The organism is Nocardioides eburneus, from assembly GCF_040838215.1.
GTDB lineage: Bacteria > Actinomycetota > Actinomycetes > Propionibacteriales > Nocardioidaceae > Nocardioides > Nocardioides eburneus.
The window spans coordinates 79,029-93,554 of record NZ_JBFPJR010000002.1 but is presented as its reverse complement, the minus strand read 5'-3'; the positions used below and the strand labels follow the sequence as shown (position 1 = coordinate 93,554).

Genomic DNA, 14,526 nt, shown 5'->3' with positions numbered 1-14,526 from the left:
ACGGTCCGGCCCACGCGGACGGCGTCGTCCGACCGATAGGTTCGAGATCATGACCACGGTGTCGCTGTTTGCTGAGATCGGGCGACCGCGCGTGATGGGAATCGTCAACGTCACGCCCGACTCGTTCTCCGACGGCGGTCGCTTCCTCGCGACCGACGACGCGGTTGCCCACGGGCGCGCGCTGCTGGCCGATGGCGCCGACATCCTCGACATCGGCGGCGAGTCCACGCGTCCGGGCGCGACGCGGCCGCTGGTCGCCGACGAGCTCGCCCGGGTGGTGCCCGTGATCGAGGAACTCGCCGCGGAGGGCGCCGTGGTCTCGGTCGACACGATGCGGTCGGAGGTGGCCGAGGCCGCCGTGAAGGCCGGTGCTGCGATCGTCAACGACGTCTCCGGCGGCCTCGCCGATCCACGCATCCTCGACGTCACCGCTGAGAGCGGGGCGGTCTTCGTCGCGATGCACTGGCGTGCCCATGGCTCCGAGATGCAGGGTCGCGATTTCCTGACGTACGCCGGCGGCGTGGTGCCCACGGTCCGCGACGAGCTCCAGCGCCGGATCGACGCGGCTCTGGCCGCGGGCATCGCCCCCGACCGGTTGGTGCTCGACCCCGGGCTGGGGTTCTCCAAGACGGCCGACGACAACTGGGCGCTCCTGGCTGGGCTGGACGAGATCATGGCGATGGGCCACCCGGTGCTGGTCGGGGCGAGCCGCAAGGCGTTCCTCGGCCGTCTCCTCGCCGACGCGGACGGCACCCCACGGTCGGTCGGCGAGCGGGAGTACGCCCACGCGGCCCTCAACGTCCTTCTCGCCCAGCATCGCGTATGGTGCACACGCGTCCACGATGTCTGTGCCACCCGCGACGCGCTCGCCGTCGTCGAGCGGTTCGCGAGCGGACGGACGCGCCAGGAGACGGGTGGAGGGACGAACCCGACGAGCGACGAGAAAGGGCCTCAGTGACCGACGAGCTCGCCATCACCGGGATCGAGTGCTACGCATATCACGGTGTCTTCGAGTTCGAGCGTCGCGAGGGGCAGATCTTCGTGATCGACCTGGTGCTGGCGGTCGACACCGCCCCTGCCGCGGCGTCCGACGACTTGCGCGACACGGTCGACTACGGAAGTCTCGTCGCGAAGGTCAAGGCCAGCGTGGAGCGTGATCCGGTCGACCTGATCGAGACGCTTGCCCAGCGGATCGCCGATGTCTGTCTCTTGGAGCGGCGTGTTGAATGGGTGCGCGTCACGGTCCACAAGCCGGACGCGCCCATCGACGCGACGTTCTCGGACGTCGCGCTGACGATCCGGAGGCAGAACTCGTGACTGAGGTCCCGAACCCGAACATCATCGACGCCGACACGCTCACCGGCGAGATGCGGCCGATCCGTCGGGCGGTCCTCTCCCTGGGCTCCAACCTCGGTGAGCGCTTCGCGACGCTCCAGGGCGCGATCAACGCGATCGCCGACACTCCCGACGTGTGGGTCACCGGCGTCTCACCGGTCTACGAGACGCGGCCGGTCGACTCGCCGGAGGATGCCGGCCCGTTCCTCAACGCCGTCGTGCTGCTCGACACCACCCTCACCGCTCAGCGGCTGCTGGAGCGCGCGCTCGCGGTCGAGGACGCGTTCGAGCGGGAGCGGACCGACATCGTCAACGCGCCGCGCACCCTCGACGTCGACGTGATCGTCGTCGGTGACCGCGTGAACGACGACGAGACGCTCACCCTGCCCCACCCGCGGGCGGCCCAGCGGGCCTTCGTGCTCAAGCCCTGGTTCGACCTCGAGCCGGAGGCGGAGATCCCGGGCGCCGGGCGGATCGCGGACCTGCTCGAGAAGACCGGCCAGGACGGCGTCGTACGCCGCGATGACCTCGTCCTCGAGCTGGCCTGACCGCTCGGGACCGTGCCTGTGAACCACCCGCTGTGAACCGCGGTCTCCGGCCGATCTCGGCCGCCGCGATCACCGTGTGGGGCATCGTCGGGCTCGTCGGCGGCTGGCTCCTCCACCCGATCGCCGAGCACTGGCGCGGCGTGGCGCCGGTGGTGACGTGGGCCCAGCCGCTGGTGCTCGTCCTCATCGCCGCCATCCTCGGTGGCACGGCGTGGATCACCTGGCGTCAGCTCCACGTCCGCCGTGAGCGCCTGGAGGCGCACCGGGCGGTCAACCGGCTCGTGCTGGCGCGCACCTGCACGCTGGTCGGCGCGCTCCTGGCCGGTGGCTATCTCGGGTACGCCGTCAGCTGGCTGGGCTACTCGAACGACCCGCTCGCCCAGGAGCGGTTGGTACGCTCCGTCGTCGCCGGGGTGGCTGGTCTCGTGATCCTCGTCGCGGCACGCCTTCTCGAACACGCGTGTCGGGTCCACGAGGAGAAGGACGACCGGGACTAACGTGGGGGTATGACTTCCCCATCAGCCACATCTGTCACACGGCGGCGCCAGCGCAGCACGCGCCTGACCGTCGCGGTGACGCTGCTCGTGGTGGCCGCCCTCGCGGTGATGGGCGCGGCCGCCACCGGCTCGTGGCTGCTGGTGACCCTCGCTGCCGTGCTCGCCGTCGTCCTGGGCGCCGCGGCGACCAAGATCACGCACGCCGAGCTGCTGGCCTCGCGCCGCGACGCTGCCCGCGACCGGGCTGAGCAGGCCCAGGCCTACCGCCGGATGACCGAGGAGCGCGCGGCCGAGAACAAGGCCTTCGCCGACCATATGAAGGGCGAGCTCGAGCGCCGGGAGAAGACCGTCGGCGAGCTCGAGGCCGCGCTCGCGGCCGCCCACCAGCGCGCCGCGGCAGCCATTCGTGCCCGAGGTGACGAGGCGCGTCGCGCCGCCCAGGCCGAGCGCAACGGCGACGTCGTGCGCGCCAAGCTGGAGGAGGCCGAGGCTCGCGCGGCCGAGGCGATCCTCCGGGTCGCCGAGCTGGAGCAGGAGCTCGACGTCGTGCGCGCCGAGCTCGAGGCCGAGCGCTCCGCGGGCTACCGCACCAGGTCGGCCTGATCCCGATCTCGCCCCGCTGCCCCGGATCCGCACGTCGGACCGGGGCAGCGCCCGTTTCCGCCCCGGCGTTGCCAGCGACGTGGCCCTAGGTAAAGTGCCGGGGCGAGCGCAAAGCCGAGCGGTCCCGGGCAGCGGCACGGCGAAGAGCGAGCGAGAAGGAGGCCGATGAAACGAGACGCCATCGTCTCGAACGTGCGCGGCGTCGCGCGACGGCTGCGAGCCGCCGCAACCGCGCGAACCGGGATCGGACCGAGCGCGACCCTCCCGCCCGGCACGGGCCGGACCGTGATCGTCGTGGGTGCCCGCTCCGCCGGGGGTCTCCCGGATCGCTGGCGCGCGCGTCTCGCCTCCGACACCGTGACGGTCGTCGACGAGGTCGCGACCCTGCCCGACGTCGTACGACGCCTGCCGGCCCTCGATGCGGTGGTCTGTCTCGACGGCGCGGCCGACGCGGCGTCAGACGTCATCCAGGCGACCTACCGCGCGGTGCGTGGGGGCGGCCGGATCGTCATCGACCTCGCCGGGGTCGCCGACGGCCCGACCCGGGCTGCGGAGGTCGCCGACGAGCTGCACCGGCTCGCCGACCACGGCACGGTCCGGCAGCGAGACCTCGCCGCCTCGGTCTCGCTGACCGAGGCCACCGACACGCACGTCGTCGTCACCAAGCGCGGCCGTCACCTGCTGGCGCCGCGCGAGGCGGCGGTCGTCGACGTCCTCCCGGTGCGCGAGCCCGACGTCCGCGTCTCGGTTGTCGAGGAGCACCCCGGCGGGGAGCTCGTCTCGAGCTCGGTGGTGTTCAGTCACGGCGAGCACGAGACCGATTTCCCCACCCACTACGACTATCCGCCGCTCACCCTGCGTCACTACGAAGGCCCCGTGGTCGCGCGCGGGCGCACGCTGATGTACGCCGGCCACACCGTCCTGCCCGACTCGTTCCGCTTCCATCTGGCGCAGTGGCAGAAGCATCCGTTCCTCGACCCCGCTGGCGACGGCTGGCACCGGCTCCGACGGGGACGGCCGGCGAGGAATCTCGAGGGCAGCTACTACCAGCTGGAGAGCACCTTCGCCCACCACTACGGCCACGTCATGGCCGAGGTCGTCTCCCGGCTGTGGGGCTGGGATGCGGCGAAGCGGGCGGACCCCGACGTGAAGGTCTTCTTCCACCGGGCGCTCGAGAACCCGCCGGCGAGACCGCTGGAGCGGCGCGTGTTCGAGGCCTACGGCATCGCGCCGGACGACATCGTCGAGCTCGACGAGCCGGTCCGGGTCGACTCGGTCTTCTCGGCGACGCCGATGTGGCACCAGCATCCGCCGTTCTACGTCCACCCCGGCATGCTCGACACCTACGAGCGGCTCGCCCACGGCTTCACCGGCGGCGACCCGGACGGTGGTCCCGCCCATGAGCGGATCTTCGTCTCGCGTGGCGAGGGCGCCGTCAACCGGACCTGCCTCAACCAGGCGGAGGTGGAGGCGTGGTTCGCGGAGCGGGGGTTCGAGGTTGTCTACCCCGAGCACCACACGCTTGCCGAGCAGGTCCACCTGTTCCGCAAGGCCCGCGAGGTCGCCGGCTTCGGCGGTTCCGGCATGTTCAACATCGTCTACGCGCGCGGCCTGGAGAAGCTGGTGGTGCTCAACCAGGAGGCCTACATCGCCCGCAACGAGCACATGTTCTGCTCGCTGATCGGCGCGGAGGAGCACTACCTCTGGTCCGCCCCGGAGGTGGCCCGTCCTGACGGGCGGTTCAGCCTCGAGAGCTTCCAGGGGGACTGGCGCTTCGACTTCGAGCGCAACGAGGCCGATCTCCGGAAGGCGCTCGGGGTGAGCCGCTAGCGTGACCTGACCGACACCGACCAACGGGGAGTGTGCAGTGACCATTCAGCGGTACGACGAGGCCGTCGCCTACGAACCGGACTACTCCGGGCTGGAGCTGTCGGCGGAGGAGATCGAGGCCGGCGCCCATCGCACCTACGTCGGTGGCGTGTGGGACACCCACGGCCAGCGCCAGGTCGAGTTCCTCCGGTCGCATGGCCTGGAGCCGCAGCACACGCTGCTCGACGTCGGCTGCGGCGCCTTCCGGGCCGGGCGCCACTTCATCGACTACCTCGACGCCGGCAACTACTACGGCATCGAGGCCAACCAGTCGGTGATCCAGGCGGGCTACGACCACGAGCTCGACGACGAGCAGCGCGCGAAGACCCCGGTCGGCCACCTGCGGGTCAGCGACCGCTTCTACGCCGAGTTCGACGGCACGAGGTTCGACTACGCGCTCGCGCAGTCGGTCTTCACCCACGTCTCGCTCAACCACATGCGGCTCTGCCTCTTCCGGCTCGCGATGGTGATGAAGCCCGGCGGGAAGTTCTACGCCACCTTCTTCGAGAAGCCCGACGACACCCGCATCGGGATGGTCTTCAACGCCAAGCGTCAGAAGCCGATGTTCACCGAGAAGAACGTGTTCTGGTATTTCCGCAGCGACCTCGAGTGGGTCGCCTCCTTCTCGCCGTGGAAGGTCCGCTACCTCGGCGACTGGGGACACCCGGCCGGCCAGGTGATGATGGAGTACACCCGGATGACGCCCGCGGAGACGAAGGCCTGGCGTGCCGCGCGTGCCACCGGCGCTGCTTCCACACAGCCCCGGCCGATCACCGAGGACGTCCTCGACCTCGGCAAGCGCGTGAAGGCGGGAGTCGCACGCCGCATCTCGCAGCGCCGGGGCTGAGGCAGCCAGCCAAAGTGTCACCGTGACACGTAGCGCTGTGGGCGAAAGTTCGGGACTGTCACCCACAGCGCAAACTGTCACCGTGACAGTTTGCGAGACGTCACGGTGACGCCCGACGCGCGAGGGGGTCCACGTCGGACAGGTCGACGCCCGGCACCTCGACGTACGCGCCGTCCGTGCTGCGGGGCAGCGGCCGGCGGTGCTCGGCGACCCAGGTCATGACCGCCGTGGCCTGGTCGCGCCGGTCGTGCTCGACGAGCCAGCCGGTCAGCCGCTGGACGGGCGTCATCGTGGTGTCGGCGAGGGAGCGGCCCGACCACAGGTCGCGGACCATTGCGACGAGCAGCGTCCACCACGCGTCGGTGCAGCCGGGAATCTCGACGAAGTAGCGGTGCAGGTCCCCGGGCAGGACCTCGCGCAGGAAGGTCTCGCGCACGTGCGCAGGGCCGCCACCGGCGACGTACGCCTCGACGCTGTCGAGCGACATCCGTTTGGTGAGGTGGCGGTCGCGGAGGTCGGCCAGCGACGACCGCTGCTGCGTGATCGAGGTCCCGTCGGCCCGGATCCGCCAGTGGTAGACGAGGTCGGGGACCACGTCGAACGCGGTCGCGCCGAGGTAGGCGCGGGTCAGCGTCGGCTGGTCCTCATAGCGCACCCCCTCAGGCCAGGAGAGGCCGGCGGCCTCCCAGAACGTACGCCGGTAGAGCTTGTTCCAGGCGAACACGTCGCCCAGGATCCGCGGGTGGTCGGCGGCCGTGGTCGCGAGCCGCGCGGGGTTGTGGAAGCGCTGCATCCACCCCGGCTCGGTCAGCTCCTCGCCTTGCCACCAGACGATCGACCCGGTGACGAAGTCGGATCCGGTCCGCGCCAGGGTCGCCAGCATCGTCGCGTAGGCGGTCGGCGGAACGACGTCGTCAGAATCGGCGAAGGCCAGGTAGTCGCCGGTGACGTGGCGCAGGCCCTCGTTGCGGGCCGCCCCGAGTCCCTGGTTGGCGGTGTGGACGACGGTCAGACGGGAGTCCCGGGCGGCGTACGCCTCGGCGATCTCGCCGGACGCGTCGGGGGAGCCGTCGTCGACGACGACCACGTGGAGGTCGCGGTGGGTCTGGGCCAGGATGCTGTCGAGGCAGGCGGGCAGGAGCGCTGCGACGTCGTACGCCGGCACCACGACGCCGATCATGGCCGCGGACCGTGGCGTACGCCGCCGCCAGGGCCTCATGGGCGGCTGTCGGAGTCGGCCGCGCCGAAGACGCGGTCGACGACGCGGGCGGTGGCGTGGCCGTCGTCCCACGGGGCGAACCGCTCGCGGAAGCTGGCGCGGGCCTCGCGGTAGGGCTCGTCGGCCGCCGGGCCCTGCCGGAGGTGGGCGATGAGGGCGTCGTCGTCCGGCAACAGCGGCCCGGGCGCGATCTCCTCGAGGTCGACGTAGAAGCCGCGCACCTCGCCGCGGTACTCCTCCAGGTCGGGGACGAGGAAGAGCTGCGGCCGGTCGAGGAGGGCGAAGTCGAACATCACCGACGAGTAGTCGGTGACGAGCACGTCGCTGGCCAGGAAGAGGTCGTTGATGTCCGGGTAGAGGGTCACGTCGCGGAGCCGGCCGCGCGCCGCCGGCCCGATCGCGTCGTTGTCGGCCGTGTTGACGTGGCCGCGGACGAGAAGCGTCACATCGGGCACCTCGTCGACGATCCGAGCGGGGTCGAGATGGAGGATCTTGGCGTCGATGTCGCGCCAGGTGGGGGCGTAGAGGACCACCCGAGCGTCGTCCGCGATGCCGAGGCGGGCGCGCACCTCCTGCCGGACCCGGTCACGGTCGGCCACCAGCAGCGCGTCGTTGCGCGGATAGCCCAACTCGAGCAGCGGACCGTCGTACCCGAACGCGCGCGGCAGGATCTTGCTGGCGTAGGGGCTCGGGGAGAGCAGGTAGTCCCAGGCGGCCGCCTCCTCGTCCATGGTTCTCATGTAGGCGACCGGGATCAGCTGCGGGTCGTCGATGTCCTTCGCGATGCGCTTCAGCGGGGTGCCGTGCCAGGTCTGGAGGTAGACCTGGTCGTCGGCCTTGTGGAAGAAGCCCGGGAAGTTGTCGTTGTTGACGAGGTAGGCGGCCCTGGCGAGCAGCTCGAACCACTCCGGGCCGAACCGGACGACGGTGCGGACGCCCGGCGGCACGGCCACGGAGAGGTCGTCGACGCTGAACACCGGCTCGGGCGCGCCGTCGCGGGACTGCAGCTCGCGCGCGATCGCGGCCGGGGAGTCGCCCGCCATCTTCCCCTTGAACGTCTCGATGAGGGCGACCGGGAGCCGCGGCTCGGTCCGCGCGACGGCGTACCGCTCCCGCAGGCGCTGCTGCTCGCGCGCGCTGCCCGACCCAGGCGGCAGCGCGGAGCTCACCACCAGGAGGTTCCAGGAGCCGGAGACGCCGAGGCGGAGCGGCTGCTCGCCGAGCGTGACATCGAGCGGCGCGGTCTCCCGCAGGCTGGTCGCGACCTTCACGTCGGCGTCGGCGAGCGGACCGTCCGGCCCCAGCAGGCGCAGCGTGTAGCGGCCCGCCGGAAGTCCCGTCGGCCCGAGGCTCCAGACCTCCCGCACGACCGGGAGCCGGACGGTGAGCTCGCCGTCCGGCAGCTGCGTCGTGGGTACGCCGGCGGCCCGGTGGCTCGCCAGCGCGAGCCGCAGGCCGGCGGCTCCCAGGCTCCGGCCCCGCAGTAGGAGGGCGCTCGGGTCGTCGGGGTCGACGTCGACCCCCGTCACGAGCACCGCCGGTCGACGGTCGGCCACGCGCACGCGCTGACCGGGCCCACGTCCGACGTAGGCACCGAGCCCCGCATCGTCCGCGCTGTGGCCGAGGAGGTTCGGCTCCTCGAGCCAGAGCACCTCGGGGGCGTCGCCGGAGCGGAGCCGGGCGCGCAGGATGTCGGAGCGACCCGGCTCGAGCCGCACGGTGAGGGTCCCGGCGTTCGGGTCCCGACCGACCGGCGTGCCGGCGTCGAGGTCGACCACCGGATCTGTGAGCGGGCCCGCCACGGTGAGCTCGACGTGTCCGTCAGCGGTCTCGCGGTGACCGGCGGTGACGGCCCACCGGTCGTGCACGCAGAGCCGGTGGCCGATCTCGGTGTTGCCGGTCAGCCGGACGAGCCGGTCGGCGACCACGCGACCGTCGCGGTTGCCTCCTGGCCCCATGCCGACGACGGCGGTGATGTCGGACTCCTGCCGGAACGTGCCCTGGCTCTGGACGAACGACAGGTGGAGGTCGTGCTGGCCGGGCGGCACGATCTCGGCCAGCTTCTGCGCGTCGATGCGCGCCTCGAAGCCCGACGTCGAGCGGTCCTCGAAGGCGCGCTGCGCGACCTCGTCGATCCGGCGGTCGACAGAGCGCGTGACGGGAAGGTCGATGTCCACCCCGCCGTCGTCGCTGCGGACGTGCACGGCCAGCTGGTGGGGCGCGTAGTCGTCGGTGACGTGGAGGAGGTAGGCCGCACCGCGCAGGACCAGTTCGCTGCCCTCCCACGCGACCGAGAGGAGATGGACCTGGGGGTGGGCGTCGACCTGCTCGACGCGATGGGCCCAGCCCGGCAGGGAGCCGGACTCGAGCTCGGGTGGGAGGACGAAGACCGGATGGCCCTCCTCGACGGCCACCGGCAGGCCCCACCACTGCCGCTGGAACCAGGTCTTGAGCTCGAGCGCCAGGTCGAGGTCCCCGTGGCTGAGCGCCCACGAGACCACGCGGTTGCGGAACTGGATGCGTCGCCACACGTCCTCCGGGACCTCGGTCCGCAGCGTGGCGAGCCGCGTGCGGACCGCGTCGGCGTAGTCGGCGGTGCCCGACAGGGCCGCCTCGACATAGCTCGGGAGGTCGTAGTCGAGCAGCTTGACGTACCAGGTCTCGCGGATCTGGGCAGACGCGTCACGCACGAGCCGGGCGCAGCCCTCCTGGCTGCGGAGACGGTCCGACAGGTCGGCCAGGGTGGCCTTCTGCTGGGTGATCGAGGTGCCGTCGTGGCGGGTGCGCCACAGGTAGACGGTCCGGTCGAGGATGTCGAACCTCGCCGACAGGTAGGCGCGGGTGATCGGGACCTGGTCCTCGTAGCGCACGCCCTCGTCGAAGCGGAGCCCGTGACTCTCGACGAACGAGCGTCGGAAGACCTTGTTCCACGACGTGATGTCGAGCAGCGCCCACGGCTCGTCGGCGATCGTGAGGCCGGTGCGCGTCGACCGGGTCAGCCGCTTGACCCAGCGCGGCCGCGTCGCCGAGCCCTCCACGCCCCGCTCGAACGCGGCGGTCGCGAAGTCGGAGCCGCTGCGCTCCAAGACGTCCACCATGGCGGCGTACGAGCCCGGGTAGACGAGGTCGTCGGAGTCCACGAACGCGACGTACCTGCCGCGGACGTGCTCGAGGCCGGTGTTGCGCGCCGCGCCCAGCCCCGCGTTCTCCTTGCGTACGACGCGCACCCGGTCGTCGCGCGCGGCGTAGTCACGGAGCACGTCGGCGGAGCCGTCGGTCGAGCCGTCGTCGACGACCACGACCTCCAGGTCGCGCAGCGACTGGCCGAGGACGCTGTCGAGCGCCGCGCCGACCCAGTGCTTCACGTTGTAGACCGGCATGACCACGCTCAGGACGGGCCGCGGCCGGTAGCCGACCGCGCGAGCCACGCGCCGGGGACCGCTGCGGGCCGCCCGCTTGACTCGGGAGCCGAGGCGTCGAGCGGTCTGCGAGCGAGTCAAGGCCAGGAACCCTCCGGGGAAGACGGTGCGAACCAGAAGTGTAATGTGACGGCGGCCGTGGACTGGACCGGACGGGGGCGCATGAGGAGCGTGGCAGGGCGGATCGCCCGACGTACGCCGGGGGTCGCGCGGGTCGTGCAGCAGCGCGACGAGCTCGCCGCCCGGGTCGAGCGGCTGGAGCGCCGCGTCGCAAACCTGACCCGGCCCGCGCGCGAGGACCTCTCCTTCGTCTTCATCGTCACCTACGGTCGCAGCGGCTCGACCCTCCTCCAGGGCCTGCTCGACTCCATCCCCGGCTGGCTGATCCGCGGCGAGAACGCCGGGTCGGTCTACCCGCTCTTCCAGCACCACAAGCTCATCACCGAGCGGCCCCAGTCGCGCCCCCGGCCGACGCCGACCACGGCGAGAGACCCCTGGTTCGGCCTCGACGGCTATCCCCGCCAGCAGGCCCTGCGCGAGCTGCGCGCGCTGGTGCTCGACACCCTCCTCCGCCCCGAGCCCGACACCCGCGTCACCGGCTTCAAGGAGATCCGGTGGCAGAGCCCCGATCTCGTCGACTACCTCGAGTTCCTGCGCCTGCTCTTCCCGGGCGCCAGGTTCGTGTTCAACACACGCGACCACGAGAAGGTCGTGGCGAGCTGGCAGAAGAAGGGCGGCGGCTGGGCCGACCGGGACCGTGACGCCCAGCTCGTCGAGGTCGCGCGGATCGAGAAGCTCCAGCTCGCGGCCGCCGACGCGCTCGGCGACGCCGCCTATCGCGTCCACTTCGACGACTATGTCGCGGACGTCGGGGCGCTGCGCGGGCTCTTCGACTGGCTCGGCGAGGAGTACGACGAGCCGCGGCTGCGCGCCGTCATGGAGACGCAGCACAGCTACTGACCGCGTGCGATCCGCGACCTCGGGTCGTCGACCTCGGGTCGTCAGACGCACCAGACACGTCTGACGACCCGAGGATCGGCAGTCAGTCCAGCCGGTGCAGCGTGTGGGGCGGGACGTCCGCCGGCGGCACCGGGCCGGCGTCGTACCCGAAGACGGCGAAGTCGGTGGCGTAGACCTCCCGCAGCCGGGCCTCCAGGGCCACGTCGACCTCGACCGCGCTGCTGGCGAGGGTGTCCTCGGTCCCGCTGTGCTTGAACCGCCGGATGGATCGCTCGATGCCGAGGTCGAACTCGGCGTTGAGGTGGTCGGCGATGGCCTCCAGACCGTCCTCGAGCCGGTAGACGTGTGCGCCGGGCACGAGGAACTCGTGCTGCGGGCGGAGGTGGTTGTCGCGCAGGTAGGGGCTCACCGGGAGCCGGTCGAAGGAGTCGGTCGCCCACCGGTTGACCGCCTCGGCGGTGCCCGCGTCCGGCTCGTTGCGTCGGAAGGCGTACTCCGAGCGGAAGCGTGCGATCGGGTCGCGCACCACGAGGAAGCAGAGGTCGAAGCGGCGGACGTGGAGCAGTTCGCGCAGGATGGCGCCGTGGTAGTGCTGGGGCGAGCAGCGCCGCATCCGGAAGTGCTCCCGCGGCTCGGTCGTCGGCGTCGCGTGCAGGCCCATCGACCATCCGGCCCGGATCATCAGCCGCTCGAGGCTCGTCCCGCCGGTCTTCGGCACGTGCACGAAGAGCACCGACCGGTCGTCCTTGGTGAAGATGGGCACGGCGCAACCCTAAGGGCGTGCGCCGGGCACGAGGCGACGTGGCGGGACGCGGCGGGCGCGTGTGACCCACGCCACCGCCGACGATGTTTCGCCCGTGTGACGCCGGAAGTACCGTTGACGGCGGTGCGATCCCCCGCACCGCAGGCACAACGTCCGGTACCCACCCCGGCCCGGCCCCCGCCGGGTGGTCGGAGGGACTGGAACGAAAGGTCAGCACATGGTTCACCCCCTCCCGGCGCGCCGTCGCGTCGGTGTCATCGGCGCCGGGCGCGTCGGTGCCGTCCTCGCCTCCGCCCTGCGCACGGCGGGCCACGAGATCGTGTCGGTCGCCGGCGAGTCGCAGGCCTCGCGCGGCCGGATCGCGGCGCTCCTGCCGGGTGTCACCGTCGCGAAGCCGACCGCCGTCGCGCGCTCCTGCGAGGTTCTCCTCCTCACCGTCCCCGACGACATGCTGGCCAACGTCGTGACGACGCTGGCCGACGCCGGGGCGCTCCACGAGGGGCAGTACGTCGTCCACACCTCCGGCCGTCACGGCCTCGCGGTGCTGGCGCCGGCGACCGCCGCCGGCGCTCACGCGGTCGCCCTCCACCCGGCGATGACCTTCACCGGCACCGCCGTCGACCTCGACCGGCTCGGCGCGGCCGCAGGGGAGGGCTGCGTGTTCGGTCTGACCGCCGCGACTCCCGCCGACCGCGTGTTCGCGGAGGCGCTCGTCGCCGACCTCGGCGGCCGCCCGATGTGGGTGCCGGAGGAGATGCGGACGCTCTACCACGCCGGTCTGGCACACGGCGCCAACCACCTGGTCACGCTGGTGACCGAGGCCATGGAGATCCTGGCGGCGGCCGGTGCGAGCGACCCGGCCGGCACCCTGCGACCGCTGCTGAACGCCGCGTTGGAGAACGCCCTGACCCAGAGCGACGCTGCCCTCACCGGCCCGATCGTGCGCGGCGACGCCGGCACCGTCGCGGCCCACCTCGAGGACATCGTCGCCAACGCGCCGCAGACGCTGCCGTCGTACGTCGCCATGGCGCGCGCCACCCTCGACCGGGTGCTCGCGGACGGTCGCCTGCTGCCGATCAGGGCCCAGAAGATCAGCCGGCTGCTCGACGCCGCGGAGGCGTCGCAGCCCGTCCCCGTCCGCGAGTATCGATGACCGGTCCCCACCTGGCGAGCACCCGGGAGGAGCTCGCCGCGCTGCTGCAGGACGCCCGGGCGCAGGGTCACGAGGTGGCCCTGGTGCCGACGATGGGTGCCCTCCACGAGGGCCATGCCAGCCTGATGCGCGTCGCCCGCGAGAAGGTCGGCACCGGTCCGGTCGTCGTCTCGATCTTCGTCAACCCGCTCCAGTTCGGGGAGGGCGAGGACCTCGACCGCTACCCGCGGACGCTCGACGCCGACCTCGCGGTCTGCGCCGACGAGGGCGTCGACATCGTCTTCGCGCCGAGCGTCGACGAGGTCTACCCCGGCGGCCTCCCGCAGGTCGCCGTCGACCCCGGCCCCGTGGCCGAGACCCTCGAGGGCCGCACCCGTCCCGGACACTTCCGCGGCGTGCTGACCGTCGTCGCGAAGCTCTTCGGGCTGGTCCGTCCCGACGTCGCCGTCTTCGGGGAGAAGGACTACCAACAGCTCACCCTGGTCCGGCGGATGTCGGCCGACCTGTGCCAGGGCGTCGACGTCGTCGGCGCGCCCACCCAGCGCGAGCACGACGGACTCGCGCTCTCGAGCCGCAACCGCTACCTCGACCCCGAGGAGCGGCTGGCGGCGACCACGCTCAGCCGGGCCCTCTTCGCGGCCCGCAACGAGGCGTCGTACGGCGTCGACGCCGCGCTCGACGCCGCCCGGGCCGAGCTCCGGGCCTCCCAGGGCGTCGACCTCGACTACCTCGTCCTCACCGACCCCGGCCTCGGCGACCTGCCCGAGGAGGTCCCGCCGGGGACCGAGGCGCGCATCCTGATCGCGGCGCGCGTCGGCACCACCCGCCTGATCGACAACATGGCGCTCACGATCGGCGCCGCCCAGGAGACGAACCACTGATGGCGCTGCGCACCATGATGACCGGCAAGATCCACCGCGCGACGGTGACCCAGGCTGACCTCCACTACGTCGGCTCGGTGACCGTCGACGCCGACCTGCTCGACGCCGCGGACATCCTTCCCGGCGAGCTGGTGTCGATCGTCGACATCACCAACGGTGCCCGGCTGGAGACCTACACGATCGCGGGCGAGCGCGGCTCCGGCGTCCTGGGGATCAACGGCGCCGCCGCCCACCTCGTCCACCCCGGCGACCTCGTCATCCTCATCGCCTACCAGCAGATGACGACCGAGGAGGCGCGCGAGCTGAAGCCCCACGTCGTGCACGTCGACGGTCTCAACCGGATCGTCCACCTCGGCTCCGACGCGGCCGAGCCCGTTCCGGGCAGCGACCAGCTGCGCGGGGACGCGCTGGTCCGGGCGTAGCCTGCCGCCC

At 72.0% G+C, this 14,526-nt stretch carries 14 protein-coding genes; 11 read left to right on the top strand and 3 right to left on the bottom strand.

Going from position 1 to position 14,526, the window contains the following annotated elements:
• Nucleotides 1–49: 49 nt before the first annotated feature.
• The 7 genes from folP (at nucleotide 50) to AB3X52_RS01505 (ending at nucleotide 5,699) form a co-directional block, all read left to right on the top strand.
• Nucleotides 50–958, top strand: a complete 909-nt coding sequence (gene folP / locus AB3X52_RS01535) for a dihydropteroate synthase (protein WP_367990935.1) — start codon at nucleotides 50–52, stop codon at nucleotides 956–958.
• Nucleotides 955–1,317: a dihydroneopterin aldolase gene (gene folB, locus AB3X52_RS01530; RefSeq protein ID WP_367990934.1), complete on the top strand. Its 363-nt coding sequence runs from the start codon at nucleotides 955–957 to the stop codon at nucleotides 1,315–1,317. Before folP ends, folB begins: the two co-directional genes overlap by 4 nt.
• Nucleotides 1,314–1,883, top strand: a complete 570-nt coding sequence (gene folK / locus AB3X52_RS01525; RefSeq protein WP_367990933.1) for a 2-amino-4-hydroxy-6-hydroxymethyldihydropteridine diphosphokinase — start codon at nucleotides 1,314–1,316, stop codon at nucleotides 1,881–1,883. The genes folB and folK overlap by 4 nt, the downstream gene beginning before the upstream one ends.
• Nucleotides 1,884–1,915: 32 nt before the next feature.
• Entirely contained in the window at nucleotides 1,916–2,380 is a 465-nt protein-coding gene (locus AB3X52_RS01520) for a DUF3180 domain-containing protein (RefSeq protein ID WP_367990932.1), read from the top strand.
• Between the two features lie 9 nt (nucleotides 2,381–2,389).
• A complete protein-coding gene (locus AB3X52_RS01515) occupies nucleotides 2,390–2,983 on the top strand; it encodes a hypothetical protein (RefSeq protein ID WP_367990931.1) in 594 nt (197 codons plus the stop codon).
• Nucleotides 2,984–3,148: 165 nt separating this feature from the next.
• Nucleotides 3,149–4,813 carry a glycosyltransferase family 61 protein gene (locus tag AB3X52_RS01510; RefSeq protein ID WP_367990930.1) on the top strand — a complete coding sequence of 555 codons (1,665 nt, stop codon included), beginning with the start codon at nucleotides 3,149–3,151 and terminating at the stop codon, nucleotides 4,811–4,813.
• Nucleotides 4,814–4,850: 37 nt separating this feature from the next.
• Nucleotides 4,851–5,699 (top strand): class I SAM-dependent methyltransferase, encoded by an 849-nt coding sequence (locus tag AB3X52_RS01505; RefSeq protein WP_367990929.1) that lies wholly within the window; start codon nucleotides 4,851–4,853, stop codon nucleotides 5,697–5,699.
• Between the two features lie 100 nt (nucleotides 5,700–5,799).
• Here AB3X52_RS01505 and AB3X52_RS01500 read toward each other — a convergent pair whose 3' ends face one another.
• Nucleotides 5,800–6,879 (bottom strand): glycosyltransferase family 2 protein, encoded by a 1,080-nt coding sequence (locus AB3X52_RS01500; RefSeq protein WP_367990928.1) that lies wholly within the window; start codon nucleotides 6,877–6,879, stop codon nucleotides 5,800–5,802.
• A gap of 35 nt (nucleotides 6,880–6,914) precedes the next feature.
• The gene (locus AB3X52_RS01495) at nucleotides 6,915–10,418 is read right to left on the bottom strand and encodes a bifunctional glycosyltransferase/CDP-glycerol:glycerophosphate glycerophosphotransferase (RefSeq protein WP_367990927.1); all 3,504 of its coding nucleotides are present in this window, start codon (nucleotides 10,416–10,418) and stop codon (nucleotides 6,915–6,917) included.
• A gap of 81 nt (nucleotides 10,419–10,499) precedes the next feature.
• On the opposite strand from AB3X52_RS01495, the gene AB3X52_RS01490 reads away from it, so the two are divergent.
• Nucleotides 10,500–11,297, top strand: coding sequence for a sulfotransferase family protein (locus tag AB3X52_RS01490; RefSeq protein ID WP_367990926.1), 798 nt, complete (start codon nucleotides 10,500–10,502; stop codon nucleotides 11,295–11,297).
• Nucleotides 11,298–11,379: 82 nt separating this feature from the next.
• Here the strand turns inward: AB3X52_RS01490 and AB3X52_RS01485 are convergent, their stop codons facing one another.
• A complete protein-coding gene (locus AB3X52_RS01485) occupies nucleotides 11,380–12,060 on the bottom strand; it encodes a sulfotransferase family 2 domain-containing protein (RefSeq protein ID WP_367990925.1) in 681 nt (226 codons plus the stop codon).
• 217 nt (nucleotides 12,061–12,277) lie between these two features.
• On the opposite strand from AB3X52_RS01485, the gene AB3X52_RS01480 reads away from it, so the two are divergent.
• The 3 genes from AB3X52_RS01480 to panD are packed head-to-tail and all read left to right on the top strand — an operon-like array spanning nucleotide 12,278 to nucleotide 14,516.
• A complete protein-coding gene (locus tag AB3X52_RS01480; RefSeq protein ID WP_367990924.1) occupies nucleotides 12,278–13,213 on the top strand; it encodes a Rossmann-like and DUF2520 domain-containing protein in 936 nt (311 codons plus the stop codon).
• A complete protein-coding gene (gene panC / locus AB3X52_RS01475) occupies nucleotides 13,210–14,094 on the top strand; it encodes a pantoate--beta-alanine ligase (protein ID WP_367990923.1) in 885 nt (294 codons plus the stop codon). The genes AB3X52_RS01480 and panC overlap by 4 nt, the downstream gene beginning before the upstream one ends.
• Nucleotides 14,094–14,516 (top strand): aspartate 1-decarboxylase, encoded by a 423-nt coding sequence (gene panD, locus AB3X52_RS01470; RefSeq protein WP_367990922.1) that lies wholly within the window; start codon nucleotides 14,094–14,096, stop codon nucleotides 14,514–14,516. Before panC ends, panD begins: the two co-directional genes overlap by 1 nt.
• Nucleotides 14,517–14,526: the final 10 nt, after the last annotated feature.

What these genes read in the sequence shown, in the direction of transcription:
- AB3X52_RS01515 (WP_367990931.1), top strand. Translation starts at nt 2,390, where the DNA reads ATGACTTCCCCATCAGCCACATCTGTCACACGGCGGCGCCAGCGCAGC.
- panD (WP_367990922.1), top strand. Translation starts at nt 14,094, where the DNA reads ATGGCGCTGCGCACCATGATGACCGGCAAGATCCACCGCGCGACGGTG.
- AB3X52_RS01510 (WP_367990930.1), top strand. Translation starts at nt 3,149, where the DNA reads ATGAAACGAGACGCCATCGTCTCGAACGTGCGCGGCGTCGCGCGACGG.
- AB3X52_RS01500 (WP_367990928.1), bottom strand. Translation starts at nt 6,879, where the DNA reads ATGATCGGCGTCGTGGTGCCGGCGTACGACGTCGCAGCGCTCCTGCCC.
- folP (WP_367990935.1), top strand. Translation starts at nt 50, where the DNA reads ATGACCACGGTGTCGCTGTTTGCTGAGATCGGGCGACCGCGCGTGATG.
- AB3X52_RS01480 (WP_367990924.1), top strand. Translation starts at nt 12,278, where the DNA reads ATGGTTCACCCCCTCCCGGCGCGCCGTCGCGTCGGTGTCATCGGCGCC.
- panC (WP_367990923.1), top strand. Translation starts at nt 13,210, where the DNA reads ATGACCGGTCCCCACCTGGCGAGCACCCGGGAGGAGCTCGCCGCGCTG.
- AB3X52_RS01490 (WP_367990926.1), top strand. Translation starts at nt 10,500, where the DNA reads ATGAGGAGCGTGGCAGGGCGGATCGCCCGACGTACGCCGGGGGTCGCG.